At 37.6% G+C, this 16,136-nt stretch carries 15 protein-coding genes; 8 read left to right on the top strand and 7 right to left on the bottom strand.

Annotation, left to right across the window (positions count from 1 at the left end; genetic code table 11):
- The first annotated feature begins 17 nt into the window (after positions 1-17).
- A complete protein-coding gene (can, locus tag ABH942_RS00830) occupies positions 18-653 on the top strand; it encodes a carbonate dehydratase (protein WP_140001350.1) in 636 nt (211 codons plus the stop codon).
- 32 nt (positions 654-685) lie between these two features.
- On the opposite strand, the gene ABH942_RS00825 is transcribed toward can, so the two are convergent.
- Positions 686-1,888 carry an LETM1-related biofilm-associated protein gene (locus tag ABH942_RS00825; RefSeq protein ID WP_370029023.1) on the bottom strand — a complete coding sequence of 401 codons (1,203 nt, stop codon included), beginning with the start codon at positions 1,886-1,888 and terminating at the stop codon, positions 686-688.
- A gap of 295 nt (positions 1,889-2,183) precedes the next feature.
- Here ABH942_RS00825 and ABH942_RS00820 point away from each other — a divergent pair, with 295 nt between their 5' ends.
- The 4 genes from ABH942_RS00820 (at position 2,184) to ABH942_RS00805 (ending at position 4,506) form a co-directional block, all read left to right on the top strand.
- Positions 2,184-3,386 (top strand): NAD(P)/FAD-dependent oxidoreductase, encoded by a 1,203-nt coding sequence (locus ABH942_RS00820; RefSeq protein WP_370029021.1) that lies wholly within the window; start codon positions 2,184-2,186, stop codon positions 3,384-3,386.
- A gap of 128 nt (positions 3,387-3,514) precedes the next feature.
- Complete coding sequence (locus ABH942_RS00815; protein ID WP_370029019.1) at positions 3,515-4,108, top strand: DUF4142 domain-containing protein; 594 nt, start codon at positions 3,515-3,517, stop codon at positions 4,106-4,108.
- A gap of 24 nt (positions 4,109-4,132) precedes the next feature.
- The gene (locus ABH942_RS00810) at positions 4,133-4,294 is read left to right on the top strand and encodes a lmo0937 family membrane protein (RefSeq protein ID WP_140001354.1); all 162 of its coding nucleotides are present in this window, start codon (positions 4,133-4,135) and stop codon (positions 4,292-4,294) included.
- A 41-nt stretch (positions 4,295-4,335) separates the two neighbouring features.
- On the top strand, positions 4,336-4,506 hold the full coding sequence (locus ABH942_RS00805; RefSeq protein WP_370029017.1) for a lmo0937 family membrane protein: 171 nt from the start codon (positions 4,336-4,338) through the stop codon (positions 4,504-4,506).
- A gap of 78 nt (positions 4,507-4,584) precedes the next feature.
- Here the strand turns inward: ABH942_RS00805 and ABH942_RS00800 are convergent, their stop codons facing one another.
- The 6 genes from ABH942_RS00800 to ABH942_RS00775 form a co-directional block, all read right to left on the bottom strand.
- Positions 4,585-6,390 carry an acyl-CoA dehydrogenase family protein gene (locus ABH942_RS00800; RefSeq protein WP_370029015.1) on the bottom strand — a complete coding sequence of 602 codons (1,806 nt, stop codon included), beginning with the start codon at positions 6,388-6,390 and terminating at the stop codon, positions 4,585-4,587.
- Between the two features lie 61 nt (positions 6,391-6,451).
- Positions 6,452-6,820, bottom strand: coding sequence for a four helix bundle protein (locus tag ABH942_RS00795; RefSeq protein ID WP_370029013.1), 369 nt, complete (start codon positions 6,818-6,820; stop codon positions 6,452-6,454).
- Positions 6,821-6,860: 40 nt separating this feature from the next.
- On the bottom strand, positions 6,861-8,042 hold the full coding sequence (locus tag ABH942_RS00790) for an acetyl-CoA C-acyltransferase (RefSeq protein ID WP_370029011.1): 1,182 nt from the start codon (positions 8,040-8,042) through the stop codon (positions 6,861-6,863).
- A gap of 22 nt (positions 8,043-8,064) precedes the next feature.
- Positions 8,065-10,455, bottom strand: coding sequence for a 3-hydroxyacyl-CoA dehydrogenase NAD-binding domain-containing protein (locus tag ABH942_RS00785; protein WP_370029009.1), 2,391 nt, complete (start codon positions 10,453-10,455; stop codon positions 8,065-8,067).
- A gap of 9 nt (positions 10,456-10,464) precedes the next feature.
- Positions 10,465-10,938, bottom strand: a complete 474-nt coding sequence (locus ABH942_RS00780; protein ID WP_370029008.1) for a MarR family winged helix-turn-helix transcriptional regulator — start codon at positions 10,936-10,938, stop codon at positions 10,465-10,467.
- 226 nt (positions 10,939-11,164) lie between these two features.
- On the bottom strand, positions 11,165-12,736 hold the full coding sequence (locus tag ABH942_RS00775; protein WP_370029006.1) for a Na+/H+ antiporter: 1,572 nt from the start codon (positions 12,734-12,736) through the stop codon (positions 11,165-11,167).
- 113 nt (positions 12,737-12,849) lie between these two features.
- Here ABH942_RS00775 and ABH942_RS00770 point away from each other — a divergent pair, with 113 nt between their 5' ends.
- The 3 genes from ABH942_RS00770 to ABH942_RS00760 all read left to right on the top strand — a co-directional run bounded on the left by ABH942_RS00770 (position 12,850) and on the right by ABH942_RS00760 (position 16,023).
- Positions 12,850-13,329 carry a hypothetical protein gene (locus tag ABH942_RS00770; protein WP_370029005.1) on the top strand — a complete coding sequence of 160 codons (480 nt, stop codon included), beginning with the start codon at positions 12,850-12,852 and terminating at the stop codon, positions 13,327-13,329.
- Between the two features lie 112 nt (positions 13,330-13,441).
- Entirely contained in the window at positions 13,442-14,545 is a 1,104-nt protein-coding gene (locus ABH942_RS00765) for a helix-turn-helix domain-containing protein (protein WP_370029003.1), read from the top strand.
- A gap of 74 nt (positions 14,546-14,619) precedes the next feature.
- On the top strand, positions 14,620-16,023 hold the full coding sequence (locus ABH942_RS00760; RefSeq protein WP_370029001.1) for a hypothetical protein: 1,404 nt from the start codon (positions 14,620-14,622) through the stop codon (positions 16,021-16,023).
- Positions 16,024-16,136: the final 113 nt, after the last annotated feature.

Raw genomic sequence — 16,136 nt, 5'->3', positions numbered from 1 at the left:
CTATTAATAAAAAAACAATGAGCGATTTTTATAAAAAAATAATTGACGGAAACAAGAAATGGGTTGAATCTAAAATTAATCAAGACCCAAAATATTTTGAGAAATTAGCAGAAGGCCAATCACCACCTTTATTATGGATTGGATGTTCTGATAGCCGTGTTCCTGCAAACGAAGTTATTGGAGCACAACCGGGAGAAGTGTTTGTACACAGAAACATTGCTAATATGGTAGTGCATTCAGATATGAACATGCTTAGCGTTTTGGATTATGCTGTAAACGTTTTGAAAGTGAAGCATGTTATTGTATGCGGACATTACGGGTGTGGAGGCGTAAAAGCTGCTATGGGCAATGATTCTATCGGTTTGATCGATAACTGGATTCGCCACATCAAAGATGTTTACAGACACCACCATCATTACTTAGATTCAATTCTTGATGAAAAGGAACGTTTTGATGCTTTTGTTGAATTGAACGTTAAAGAACAGGTTTATGATTTGGCTAAGACTTCAATTGTTCAGGGAGCATGGAGAAATGGACAGGATTTATGCCTTCACGGATGGGTTTACAGACTGAATTCAGGAATTGTAAAAGACCTGGAAGTAAATTTATGCGGGAACGAAGATTTAGATCAGGTATACCAATTGAAATTCTAAATAAAAAAAGCCTCTTGAAAAAGAGGCTTTTTTTATTCTTCAGATTCCAGATTTTCGTTAAATGTGGAAGGCAGCAGTTGCGGAATAAATTTGATTAATATCGGCAATAACAGACCACCGCCAGGCAGAAGGAAAATAGTCAATGACGGAATGGTTTTGCAGATTTCCAAAAGCTGTTTCTTCACCTTTTTCTTTTCTTTAGCATCCAGGCTTCGATGTGTAGATTGCGTAAGCAGAAGCATCAAATCGCCATTATTGGACAGTTCCTTAGCCAATCGGGTTTTGTTTCTTGTAATCAGTATTTTTACATTCTGTGTAGCCTGGTCGTAAAAATGCTTGACCGGATTGGAATAATTGAAATACGGAATCTCCTTTTTGTACTTATTAATAAAATTATCAGTAGAGGTAATGCTTTCAGTGACAAAATTATCCGGGACATTCATGATTTTAGCCAGTTCATATAAAAAATAAGCCTCATTGCTTTCCATTTCCATATCGCTCCAAAGTGCCATTCCGGCCATATCAATCAGATATAGTTTTTCCAATTTCTGTGTAAAAATATCAAGTCCCAGTGCTTCCATATCCTGCACATTGACTTTTGAGAATTTGGTGTAGCGTACAGATGCTTCAAACAATTTGATAAGCAAATCGTCATATTTCGATTTCTTTAGCTTGGTATTCAGAGCCAGAGAAATAATACTTATGATAGTTTCTTCCAGTTTTTTTAAATAATTATCCGGAATAGAATGGTTCATAAGATATTGCTGAAAAGCCAACACATCTACAAACAGCAAAGCATTTGTCAGGATATGCGAAAAGTTTTTGCTGATGATATCCTCATTTGTCTGTATTCGTTCTGCTATAATCTTTTCCAGATTATGAGAAGGCGTGCTTTCGGGAAGCATCTTATCCAAAAGATTAAAGCCTTTTGGATGCATCTCTTTATAAAAAGCAATCGCTTTTGTAATAAAAATTTTTGGATCAGGATCATGAGTAACCAGACCGTAAACGCGATATAGCGTATTCAATAAGGCAACTTTTGAAAACTCCTCAGAAATCCAGCCTTTGGTATCGATAGGCTGCGGCGTATCAAACGAAACCACATGGCCATAGATAAAACCGGTGTCGCGCGTATTTTTGTAGAATTCCAGCGGATAACCCACAACAGGAAATTGCAGGTACTTTTGTTCTGCAAAAAACTTGTCAATCCAGCCGTGTGCCGAAGGGTTAATCATGATTCAAATTTATGATACAAAGCTATGTTTTTTATTATGAAGTCAAAAAAATAAAACGACTTGTTGGAAGTACTTACTAAACATATAAAAAAGGTTCTGTTTCAAAGAAATTTCGCCTTATAAACTTTGCGGCTTCGCGTCTTTGCGAGCCATTTTTTCAAGCAAAGACGCAAGGATGCAAAGCATGAATTCCTGATAAATGTTTGAAAAACATCAACCCTTAAACTTAAATTACTCATAACAATAAAGGCTTTTAAATGCTTTATGCTTATTTTTAATAGACTAAATAGCACTTATGAACCTAAAATCAGGAATGCCTTTCTGGCTGATCAAAGATGGACTGCCTTATACTTTTCCAAAATTGGATAAAGACATCAGGACTGATGTTGTCATTATTGGAGCCGGCATTTCCGGTGCATTAGTACGCTATTATTTAATCAATGCAGGAATCCAATGTGTGATGATTGATGCCAGGACGATAGGCTTAGGAAGTACTTCTGCCAGTACTTCACTTTTGCAATATGAAATCGATACGCCACTCCATGTATTAACCGAAAAGATTGGAAAAGAAAAAGCAGAGAGAGCCTATCAATTATGTAATTATGCCATTGATAAATTGGAAGAAATAGCAAAAAAACTAAAGATTGAAGAATTTGAAAGAAAAAAGAGCCTTTGGTATGCTGCTTACAAAAAAGATGTGCCTTTATTGGAAAAAGAATTCCAGGCCAGAAAGCAGGCTGGTTTTGATGTCAAGCTCCTTACTGAAAAACAAATTGATGAGCAGTTCGGGTTTAAGGCTCCTTTGGCTATTCTTTCTGCACATGCCGCCGAAACGAATGCTTATGCTTTTACCCATAAATTGTTACAAGCAAAAAAAGGTAGTAATCTTGATATTTACGACCGGAGTCCTATTGTGAAAATCGATACCAGGAAAAATGGGGCAGTCCTTAAAACAGAATCCGGTTTTACAATCGAAGCAAAAAAAGTAGTGTATGCTACGGGTTATGAAGTTGTAGAATTCATTGACAAAAAAATTGTCGACCTGAAATCGACCTATGCGGTGGTAAGCGAACAGTATAACGAAAAGAAGTTTTGGAAAGACGAAGTCCTGATCTGGAATACGGCTAATCCTTACCTTTATGTCAGAACCACGCCAGACGGCAGAGTGCTTGTTGGTGGCAGAGATGAAGACTTCCATGATCCTGATAAAAGGAATAAATTGATTTCTAAAAAGACGAAACAGCTGACGAAAGATATCAATACACTATTTCCATATTTGGACTTTAAACCTGAGTTTAGCTGGACTGGAACTTTTGGAGCTACAAAGGACGGACTTCCTTTTATAGGCATCTACGACAGACTGCCTAATAGCTATTTTGCTTTGGGTTTTGGAGGCAATGGGATTACTTTTAGCCTGATTGCCGCAGAAATCATAACAGACCTTTTGTTAGGAAAGGAAAATAAAGATGCTGACCTTTTCTCTTTTGATCGCATATAATTTTGTTTAAATGGAGCTTGTCTGAATCGTATAACATTATAGGTTAATTCTGTAAGTAGGATAATTTTTTTATTGGGTAATTTAGATAAGTTAGAAAAAATTACGAACCAACTAAAAATCTATATCGTATGAAAAAGCCAACAATTTTTGGAAAAGCAATCCTTAGTCTGGGTGTTTTAGCACTGTCTTTAGGAACAATTTCTTGCAAGAACGAACCCAAAACGGAAGATCCTAAAGAAGTTGCAGAAGACGAAAACGAAGCCAAATTTGACACTATTAAAGAGGCAGAAAAAGACGCTGAAATTCTTGTCGATGCTGCTGATTTTGATTTAGAACAAAGAGAACTGGGCAAGTTAGCGCAGTCTAAAGGTGTTTCAACAGCCGTCAAAGATTTAGGCAAGATGATGGAAAAACATCACAATGAATCTTTTATGAAACTTTCTGCTTTGGCTAAAGAAAAACAAATTTCTATTCCAACAGCAATTACGGAAGACGGGCAGAAAGAATATGATAAGCTCAGCAAAACCGACGCAAAAAATTTTGATAAGGACTATCTGGATCGTATTTATAAAGAACATCATGATGCCATAGGAGATTTTACTCAAGATGCACAAGCAACGAAGAGTGTTGAAATCAAAGCCTACTTGGAAAGCATGATTGTTACTTTACAAAACCATCATGACGAGGTAGCAAAATTGCAAGCCACACTTGCTAAGAAATAATAATCCAATTTAATATTTACAGTCATGGGAAATTTACTTTATACAATTGCCGTAATTCTTGTTATTGTCTGGGCCATTGGTTTTTTTGGGGGAATGGTTACCAGTAGTCTTATTCACGTTTTGCTGGTTATTGCCATCATTGTCGTGCTTTTGAGAGTAATACAAGGAAGAAAGCCTTTAGAATAACCTCTATATAAACAAATAGTCTAACCAATAAAAACACTATCATGGGAAATTTACTTTATACAATTGCAGTTATTTTAGTAATTATCTGGGCATTAGGATTTTTCGGAATTCTTGGTGAAGGAATCGCAACTAATGGCTTGATACACATCTTGCTAGTGATTGCGGTTATTATCGTACTGCTTAGAATTATCCAAGGAAAGAAGCCTCTATAAGTTTTGAACCCGCCAAAAACAAAAAAGCCCGGACAATTTGTCCGGGCTTTTTCCATTTACCAACTATTTAAAACATAACTAAAAACAATACTGATTTTCCTGAATTAATTTGGAAGCAATGGTTTCACGCAAAGCAACCACATTAGGAAGATTGGTGTATTTAGTGAAACGTCTTAAGCCCATAAGCATCATTCGCTGTTCGTCGCCTTCAGCAAAGGAAGCAATACCTTCTTTTCCTTTGGCATTGATGATATCAACGGCTTTGTATAAATATAATTGCGCCATCGCAATTTGTTCTTTTACATTTTCTGCGCCTTTTGATTTTGCCAGTTTTTCCGTTCTTAAGATTGTAGATTCTGCCATATAGATTTCGATAAGAATATCAGCAGCAGCCATTAGCAATTGCTGGTGTTCATCTAAATCCGGTCCGTACTTTTGTACAGCACTTCCGGCTACCATAAGAAATGCTTTTTTCAATTTGCCGATTAGCTCTTTTTCTTCTGCAAACAATTCGGAATAATCCGGTGTATTAAAATCAGGAATTCCCATAAGTTCTTCAGCTACTTTCATAGCAGGACCTAATAAATCCACATGACCTTTCATGGCTTTTTTAACCAACATTCCAACAGAAAGCATTCTGTTGATTTCGTTTGTTCCTTCATAGATTCGGGCAATTCTAGCATCTCTCCAGGCACTTTCCATTGGAGTGTCTTCAGAGAATCCCATACCTCCTAAAATCTGAATTCCTTCATCGGAACAATTTTGTATATCTTCAGAAATTGCCACTTTTAGGATAGAGCATTCGATTGCAAATTCTTCTACACCTTTCAGTTCTGCTTCCTGATGTGAAGAACCTTCTGCTACTCGTGCATTGATTCGGTCTTCAATAGATTTTGCTGCACGGTATGAAGCACTTTCTCCTGCATAGCATGAAGTTGCCATTTCAGCAATTTTGGAACGGATAGCGCCAAAATTAGAAATAGCCGTATTGAACTGTATTCTTTCGTTAGCATATTTTATAGCGCCAGAAGAAACCCTTCTTTGTGCATCAAGACAGGCAGCACCTAATTTGATACGGCCAACGTTAAGAGCGTTCATGGCAATTTTAAACCCATTTCCTCTTTCAGAAAGCATATTTTCAACCGGAACTTTTGTGTCACTGAAAAATACCTGACGGGTAGAGGAGGCACGAATTCCTAATTTGTGCTCTTCTTCATTCATTGAAATTCCGTTAGACGGGTCATTTTCAACAATGAATCCTGTGATGTTTTTGTCGTCTCCGATTCTCGCAAACACAATAAAAAGACTGCAAAATCCGGCGTTGGAAATCCACATTTTTTGTCCTGTGATTTTGTAATGTGTACCATCATCTGATAATACTGCTTTTGTCTTACCTGAATTGGCATCAGAACCTGCGCCTGGTTCTGTCAAACAATAGGCTCCAAACCATTCGCCTGAAGCTAATTTTGGGACGTATTTTTTCTTTTGTTCTTCGGTACCGTATAATGTAATAGGCATTGTTCCGATTCCGGTGTGTGCACCAAAAGCGGTAGAGAACGATCCGGTTGCTCCGGAAATATAGTCACAAACCAGCATGGTAGAAACAAATCCCATTCCCAATCCGCCATATTCTTCAGGAACAGCAACGCCTAATAGTCCCAATTCTCCTGCTTTACGCATACATTCTTCCGTAAAGGCATAGTCTTTATTTTCGAAACGGTTTTTGTTCGGCCAGATTTCTTTATCCACGAATTCTTTTACCGTTTGCTTCATCATTAATTGTTCTTCCGAAAAATCTTCCGGAGTAAAAATGTCCTCACATTTTGTTTCTTTTACCAAAAACTGCCCGCCACGGGTAACGTCTTTTTCGATAGTATCTGCCATTGTATTTTTTGTTTTTTGTTAGACATTAGATTTTTAGATGAGAGAAAATAGATGATAGACTTTAAGAGGATTGCAGGGAATTTTGGAAACCCATAGTCATTTTTTGAAACTCTTCAATTCTATTTTCTAAATCTGTTGTTACTTCATCTGTGATATATTTTCTGTGATTTGCAAGCAATAATTGTGTATGTAATTCGAAAGAAGAACCTAGAGAAATATCTAAGAAATGACTAAACGATTTTGATGTTCTGCTTGAACCTTCGGCAATATTAGAAGGAAGAGAAACACTACATCTGTCCATTTGGCTTTTCAATCCAAATTTTTCACTCTCAGGAAATGTATCCGTCAAGTCGAGAACCATTTTCGTAATATCCATTGCCATCTGCCAAATTTTAAGCCTTTTAAAATTATGTCTCTTAAACTCAGCCATACTCTCTTATCTATCGTCTATCCTCTATTATCTATCTTCTTTACAATAACTCATAAATCCCAGCAGCTCCTTGTCCAGTACCTACACACATGGTTACAATACCGTATTTGTTGCCTCTTCGTTTCATTTCATCAAATAATTGTACGGAAAGCTTAGCTCCGGTACAACCTAGAGGATGGCCTAATGCAATAGCACCACCGTTTACGTTTACGATATCAGGATTGATTCCTAATTCACGGATTACGGCTAATGATTGTGATGCAAATGCTTCGTTTAATTCGATCAGCTCGATGTCGTTTAAAGACATTCCAGCCTGCTTTAATGCTTTTGGAATAGCCTTAATAGGGCCAATTCCCATGATTCTTGGCTCAACTCCGGCAGCAGCATAGCTTACCAGTCTTGCAATAGGCTGTAGGTTCAATTCTTTTACAAGCTCTTCCGACATCACCATCACAAAGGCGGCACCATCGCTCATTTGTGAAGAAGTACCGGCAGTAACGCTTCCGTCTGCTGCAAACACCGGTTTCAGTTTGCCTAAAGCTTCTAGTGAAGTATCAGCTCTTGGGCCTTCGTCTTTGGTAACGGTATAGGATTTGGTTGCTTTTTTCCCGTTTTCATCAACATAGGTTTGGTCAACGGTAATTGGCACTATCTGTCTGTCGAATTTGCCTTCCGCCTGTGCTTTTAATGCCTTTTGATGTGAATTGTAACCAAATAAATCCTGGTCTTCTCTGGATACTTTGAACTGTTTTGCAACAGCTTCTGCCGTCAGTCCCATTCCCCAGTAATAATCTTCATGGCCTTCTTTAGCCACGGCATAATCTGGCGTTGGTTTATAGCCTCCCATTGGGATAAAGCTCATGCTTTCGGCGCCACCTGCAATAATACAGTCAGCCATTCCTGATTGGATTTTTGCAGTAGCCATTCCAATAGTTTCCAAACCGGAAGCACAATAACGATTAACGGTTACTCCCGGAACATCGTCTATCTTTAGCCCCATAAGAGAAATCAGACGGGCAACATTTAATCCTTGTTCGGCTTCAGGCATGGCATTTCCAACCATAACGTCATCGATTCTTTTTTTGTCAAAATCAGGCAGCTCATTCATAATATACTGAATGGTTTCTGCGGCAAGCTCGTCCGGACGCTTAAATCGGAATACTCCTTTTGGCGCCTTACCAACGGCTGTACGATATGCTTTTACGATATATGCTGTTTTCATTTTCTAGTCTCTTTAATCTCGATTAGTTTCTCAATGGTTTCCCTTTGGTCAGCATGTACTGGATTCTTTCCAAAGTTTTTCTTTCGGTACATAGTGATAAAAAGGCTTCTCTTTCAATATCCAAAAGATATTGTTCAGTAACCAATGTCGGTTCAGACAAATCGCCACCAGCCATTACATAAGCCAGTTTGTTGGCAATTTTCTTGTCGTGTTCAGAAATGTAATGCCCGGCTTCCATACTATCTGTTCCAACAAGGAACATTCCTAGTGCCTGTTTTCCTAAAACTTTTACATCTTTGCGTTTTACAGGTTGAGTGTAGCCGGCTTCTGCCATAATCAAGGCGTGTTTCTTGGCTTCTGCAATCTGACGGTCTTTATTTACGACCACCACATCTTTTCCGTGCTGCAAGACACCTAAGTCATACGCTTCATAAGCTGAAGTAGACACTTTTGCCATAGCAATCGTTAAGAAATATTCCTGAAGAACATTTAATTCTACGTCATTTTTTCTGAAAAGGTCGGAAGCTCTTAAAGCCATTTCTTTAGAACCGCCACCACCAGGAATAACACCTACTCCAAATTCTACCAATCCTATGTAAGTTTCTGCTGCAGCAACAACTTTATCAGCGTGCATGCTCATTTCGCAACCGCCACCCAAAGTCATTCCGTGCGGTGCTACGACTACAGGAATACCAGAATAGCGAACACGCATCATAGTGTCCTGGAATAATTTGATAGCCATATTCAGTTCGTCATATTCCTGTTCAACAGCCATCATAAAGATCATTCCGATATTAGCACCTACAGAGAAATTAGCTCCCTGATTTCCAATAACCAGTCCGTTGTATTCTTTTTCGGCCAAGTCGATGGCTTTGTTGATTCCTTGAAGCACATCGCCGCCTATGGTATTCATTTTGGATTGGAATTCCAGATTCAGGATTCCATCGCCTAAATCATGGATTACGGCTCCGCTGTTGCTCCATACTTTTTTGCTTTCGCGAATATTATTCAATATGATAAAAGCATCTTGTCCCGGAACTTTTTTCTGGGATTTGGATGCTCGGTCATAAAAATAAGTAGCACCGTCTTTAATGGTGTAGAATGATTTATTTCCGGATGCTAGCATTTCTGTAACCCAAGCCGCAGGCTCGTATCCTTCTGCTTTCATCAGTTCGATTCCTTTTTCAACACCAACAGCATCCCAAATTTCGAATGGGCCATTTTCCCAACCAAAACCGGCTTTCATGGCATCGTCTATTTTATAGAAATCTTCTGTAATTTCAGGAACCCTGTTGGCTACATAGGCAAACATTCCGGCAAAATTCTTTCTGTAAAATTCTCCTGCTTTGTCCGTTCCTTTTATCAGAACCTTAAAGCGGTCGATTGGCTTGTCAATTGTTTTTGTAAGTTCCAGTGTTGCAAAAGATGCTTTTTTAGGAGCTCTATATTCTAAAGTATCTAAATCAAGTGATAAGATGTCTTTGTCTACTTTTTTATAAAAACCTTGCCCGGTTTTGCTACCAAGCCATTTGTTTTCCATCATTTTGCTGATGAATTCCGGTAACTTGAACAACTCGTGGGCTTCATCATTAGGAACACCTTCATAAAGTCCGTTGGCTACATGCACCAAAGTATCAAGCCCTACAACATCTACTGTTCTGAAAGTAGCTGATTTTGGTCGGCCAATAACCGGTCCGGTCAACTTGTCAACTTCTTCTATAGTAAGACCTAGTTCTTTCACCTGGTGGAAAAGGCTCATAATACCGAAAATTCCGATACGGTTTCCAATAAAAGCTGGCGTATCTTTCGCAATGACCGAAGTCTTACCTAAGAATTGTTCGCCATAATTATTTAAGAAATCCAATACTTCTGCTGAAGTTTTAGGACCTGGAATAATTTCAAAAAGTTTAAGGTAACGTGCCGGATTAAAGAAATGCGTTCCGCAGAAATGTTTCTGGAAATCTTCGCTTCTTCCTTCGCTCATAAAATGAATTGGGATTCCGGATGTGTTTGAAGTAATTAGAGTGCCCGGTTTTCTGTATTTTTCAATTTGTTCGAAAACCTGTTTTTTGATATCGAGCCGTTCCACAACTACTTCGATAATCCAATCAGCTTCTGCTATTTTTGACAGGTCGTCTGTAGTATTTCCGGTGGTAATCCTGTCAGCAAATTTTATATTGTAGATAGGCGAGGGCTTCGATTTCAAGGCATTCGCCAAGTGTTCGTTTACTACCCGGTTTCGGACAGCCTTGTTTTCCAATGTCAGTCCTTTTTTCTGTTCAGCCTCTGTCAATTCTCGAGGAACAATATCTAGTAAAAGTACTTCTACTCCGATATTAGCAAAATGGCAGGCAATGCCCGATCCCATGATTCCTGAACCTATGACAGCAACTTTTTTGATCAGTCGTTTCATTCCTTACTATTATTTGTTTGTTGTTTGCATCTGTTTTTCTTCGGGTATATCTGAGAAGATACTTTTGTCGGCAATCAGCGTATTGATAGTTTCAGCAACTTCAATAAAGTGAAGCAGTTTTTCTTCCGGTATATGTTCCCTGATTTTTTCATTAAATTTAAGTACGGTGTTCTTAGAAAGCTCTCTTTTTTCTTTTCCAAACTTTGTAAGATGTATCAGTACACCACGTCCGTCGACAGGATTTTTCTTTCGGGTTATAAGTCCTTTATCTTCCATAGATTTTAGGGTACGGGTCAGGCTCGTAGGCTCCATGCCCATTTTTGGACCCAATGTTGTTGATGGCGACCCTTTATCTTTGTCAAGGCTGAGTAAAGCAAATCCTGTGGCCATAGTAGCACCATATTTTGCGGCTTCTTCATTATACATTCTGGAAACGGCTTGCCAAGTCGCTCTCAGTATATAGTCTATAGTTTTATCTTTCATATACGAATTAGGTTATTCCAAATATACAAAATAAAATATTATGCATGCATAGTAAATGAGTTTATTTTTATTTTTTAACAGAAAAAAAATATTTTTAAAGTTTTTCTAACTTTTACATGACCATCTAAAAAGAGCTAAGGGATGGATAGTTCGATTGAAAAGGAAAGCATATAAAAAAAGCCAGGCTATAGACCTGGCTGATTAGTTATTTTATAATTCCTTAAGATTATTGAAATGACATTTTCTCTTCTTCAATATCCAGACGACGTAAATGTTTGCGTACGACTTCTTCATTGACATGATGATCCTGATTCCAGTCACGTAGCCATTGGCGTTGTTGGTCGAGTAAGGATAGGTACACCATTTTACATTCTATTACCATCGAAGCATCATCTGGAAGATAATTACTGTCTTCCCATTTGCGAGCCATCTGCTGTAAGACTACCTGTTCTTCGAGTTCTTTTGCAAAGTTGGCTTTCAGATGTTTCAGGCTCTGTTGCGTAAGCTGTTTGTACATTTGGTGGTAGGATTCTTCATCGCTTAACGGATGGTCGTATTCCGGCAGGTTGAATTTTCGGATAATGTAAGGCAATGTAAGTCCTTGCAATACCAAAGTAAGAAGGATGACGACAAAAGTGATAAACAAGATAAGATGGCGTTCCGGAAACGGCATACCATTTTTTAAATGAACCGGTATAGACAAAGCTGCTGCCAATGACACCACGCCTCGCATACCTGCCCATCCTAAAACAAATGGGCCTTTAATGCCAGGGTTTCTGGATTCGGCTACGGGAATAAAATTGCGCGCAATCAAAGTAACGATAACAGCGCCATAAGCAGAAATAATCCTTACGACAATTAGCACTCCGGTAATCAGCACTCCGTAACCTATAGCAGTAGAAAGTCCTATATTACCTATACCGTCAACAATTTCCGGAAGTTCAAGCCCGATAAACATAAATACCAGTCCGTTAAGTACGAATACCAAAGACTCCCAAAAGTTTACAGCCCTCAATCGGCTACTACTTGATAAAAACTGGTGACTCCTTTTAGATAGGAATAATCCGCCACTTACCACAGATAATACACCTGAACTATGTACTTCTTCAGCAACCATATACATAATATAAGGAGCAACGAGAGTGAGTACGATATCCATATTGACATCAGTAGGTAGAAGTCGGTGTGTTTTGAAGAATATATAAGCGATAGACACGCCTATGGCTATTCCACCAAAAACCATCCAACTGAAATCTACAACAGCTTCCCGAAATACAAAATGCCCAGTTCCGATGGCTATTAAGGCAAATCGGAAAACAATTAAGCTGGAAGCATCATTCAGCAAACTTTCGCCCTCCAGCATTGATGCTAATCGTTTGGGTACTTTTACGAATTTTAATATGGCACCTACGCTCACGGCATCAGGTGGTGAAACAATACCGCCTAATAGAAAACCTAGCGCCAGTGAGAATCCGGGAATAAAATAATTCGAAACAATTGCTACAGCAAAAGCCGTAAGGAAAACAATCAGAAAAGCAAAGCTGCCAATTATTCTACGCCATCGCCATAGCTCTTTCCACGAAGTTGACCAAGCCGCTTCGTATAAAAGTGGAGGTAAAAAGATAATAAATATCAATTCCGGATCGATTTTGACTAATGGAGTTCCTGGAATAAAACTGATTGCAAGACCGGCGAGAACTAATAGAATAGGATAGGCGACCTTGATTTTGTTGGCAAGCATTACCAAAAGTACAATTGCCAAGATCACAGCAAGATAAAAAGGAAATTCGTGCAGCATTGAGATTGTTTTGGTACAAATATATATAAATTTGAAAGTGTCTTTTGTAAATGTTAAAAAACACTTTATTTATATTTGATATCATAATATGTATTACAATTAAAAATTGAATAATGACCCTACTCAAAGTGAAGAATAATATTTGGAAAGAATTTGCCAAAGAGACTGGCGGTAGTTTTGTGAAGGGCTATTCGTGGCATTCCGACCGAACAGAAATTGAGCATAATAAATGGCTAATTGTCTTTGATAATTATACTATATGGTCAGGAAAGTTGAGTACAAAAGTGACAAGAATAATTGCCCCGATAATTTCGGCAGATAATTTTCAATTTGAAATTTACAGGGCAGATTTTACCAGAAAAATTGAAAAGTTATTTGGTGCTCAGGACGTAGAGATTGGTTATCCTGAATTTGATAAAGCATTTATTATAAAATCAAATAATGAATTTAAGACAAAATCTCTTTTACGAAATAAGAAAATACGTGATTCTATTGCATTACAAAAGGATGTAAATATCTTGATATCTGATCAAAAAGGAATCTGGGAAGAAAAGCTTCCAGATAATAATTTTGAACTAAACGGTAAGGGATAGCACTGTCTTGAAATCGTTACAGCACCTTTTTGTTGAAATGTTAGATAAATTAGATCAATTACAATTAATTACTCCTAGACGATAATATGGCTTCCTACTAAACTTTCTCCAAATGAACCTTGCCCTAATGTATTTTTCTACGGGATCGTGCTTCCTTCTGAGTTTCTTGCTTTTTTTCCATCCGTTGGGACAAAACAGCAAAGCAAACAGATGGCTTGCCTTTTTTGTATTCCTTATGGGCAGTTCTTTTTTAGGAATTAGTTTTGGAGAAGCAACCGGTTATCTGATTCTATTTATAAATGCAATACAATTTCTAATGGCGCCAAGCCTTTTACTGGCAACGCTTTTCTTTGTAAATCCGACCAAGACTCTTAAACCAAAAGATTGGCTGCATTTTTTACCTTTTCTATTCTATGTGCTTATTGAATGCTTTCTTTTTTCAGGAGATGGAAACCTGATAAGACAAAAACTGTTCAGTATTGGATATACCGATTTCCTTGTCCGTGACTTGTTGCCTATTCAGCTATTAGTATACATCAGTCTGAGTTATTTTGCCTTAGTACGCCATCAAAAGAACTTACGCCTGATAACTGCCTCAGTCAAAGAAATCAATCTCAATTGGCTTCGGTATTTTTTACTGATTTTGGCTCTTGTTCTGATATTCTGGATAAATGATGCTTTGATCGGAATGTCTTTTATGCTAAAAGTAATGCCGATAGCTTATGCAATTTCTGCTTTTTTTCTGGCGTACTTTTCTATCAGACAGCGAACCATTTTCGCTTTTGGAAAGAAAGAATTGCAAGACATTTCAGAGCTTTTTGAGGCACCGCAAAATAATTCAAAGAAATCAGCCCGTCTTGAAAAAAATGAAGTAGAAAGACTATCGGAACAACTGAATAGGCTGATAACTGAAGAAAAGATTTTTTTAGACAATGAGTTAAGTCTTCCGGTTCTGGCTGATAAACTCAAAATCAGTATTCATGATGCATCTTATCTGATTAATGAAGTGACAGGCAATAATTTTTACAGTTATATCAATAGCAAAAGAGTAGAAGAAGCACAACGATTGCTGTTGTCTGACAAGTCCGAAGAACTGAATATGCTGGGCATTGCCTTTGCTTCAGGTTTTAATTCAAAAACCACTTTTAATACGGCTTTTAAAAAATATACCGGTTTGTCGCCAACCCAATATCTAAAGCAAAATAGTCAACGATAAATCGGTTCGGCTGGATAAACACGAACAGGCAGGCAAGTTTTTCAGGCTAATTTTGGCCTTTTAAACTGCTATTTATGAAATCCCTTCTCCTCTTTTTAGTATTGATTTTCTTCGGCATAGAATTATCAAATGCCTGTACAATTTTTATGGCTAACGACGGACGAAACGTCTGGATTGGAAACAATGAAGATGAAGATTCGTCTCTTTCGTATCGATTATGGTATTTTCCTGCTACGGGGAAATCATACGGTTATATGATTTGGACAGAACTGTCGGTCTATGAAAAAATAAACAGCCTCATGTATAAAAATCCGCAAGGAGGAATGAATGAACATGGTTTGTTTCTGGATTACACTGCAATTGATGCAGTGCCTGCTTCCCATGATCCTAAAAAACAGAATAGGGAAGAAGAAGTAGTTACTTATATCCTAAGAAACTGTAAAACGGTCAAAGAGGCTCTGAAATTTATTTCAAAATTTAACCTGACCCGATTGACAGGCGCACAACTTTTCATAGGTGACGCCAGCGGTGATTATGCTACCGTTCATGGAAGTTTTATAGAGCGGAAAACTACAGACAACTTCACACTGACCAATTATTGTATCAAAAACGGGCATCACGAAACTTGCTGGCGTAGGGATGCAGCCAATGATTATTTAGGGAAGAACAATACTTATGCTTTACAAAATATCGTAACTATTCTTCAACGAACAGCCCAAAAGAAACCCAGCAATATTGTGACTAATTATTCTATGGCTGTGGAGCTAAAAAAGAAAAGCTTTCACTTGTACTATAAAAACGATTTTAAAACACCAGTTATAATTTCATTAGCTGAAGAATTAAAAAAAGGGAAACATTTTCAAGATATGGCTTCTTATTTTCCTAAAAGTATTAGTGAGATTATACTCGATAAGTATAGCATTTCGGGTATTGATGGTGCTATTTTAGTCTATGATTCTTTACGGAAATACCATCCAAAAGAATACAATTTTAATAACCATGACGGCATTGAACTAGGGATACAAGCTATAGCGATTGGCAAGGCAAGTGATGGTATTCATTTTCTTGAATGCCTGAAAAAATACGAACCGGAAGATAAAGAAATTGATACATGGCTGGGTGTTGCCTATAGAAAAGAAGGGCGAATTGAAGAAAGCAATCACTATTTTGCTAAAGTATTTGGTACTGATCCTGAAAATTATGTAGCCGTATTACTTGGAAAGCAGCAAAATCAAACCGTAACGTTTCAAATAAATGATTTTGAAGGAGCAGAACAAGTCTTGTTATCAGGCGATTTTTCAGATTGGAAACCGATATCGATGCAAAAGATAAACAACAGATGGATCTGCACTTTTACGCTACCAAAAGGTGAATACCGTTATAAATTTATTGTCAATGGAATTTATCTGGCAGATCAGCTTAATTTATTATACACAGGCTCTGGGCCTTATATTAACTCTATTCTTTACGTTTGGTAATTCTTTTTCAACTGTATTGTCTTAAAAAAAATACTAAAATATTTTGTGCAACCAAAAAGTTGCTTATATTTGCAACTGAATGGTTGCTGATATGTGACAGATTAAAGCAACTT

Source organism: Flavobacterium sp. 28YEA47A (assembly GCF_041262125.1).
Taxonomy (GTDB): domain Bacteria; phylum Bacteroidota; class Bacteroidia; order Flavobacteriales; family Flavobacteriaceae; genus Flavobacterium.
The sequence above is the reverse complement of the archived record's forward strand: the minus strand, read 5'-3'. Positions and strand labels throughout refer to the sequence as shown.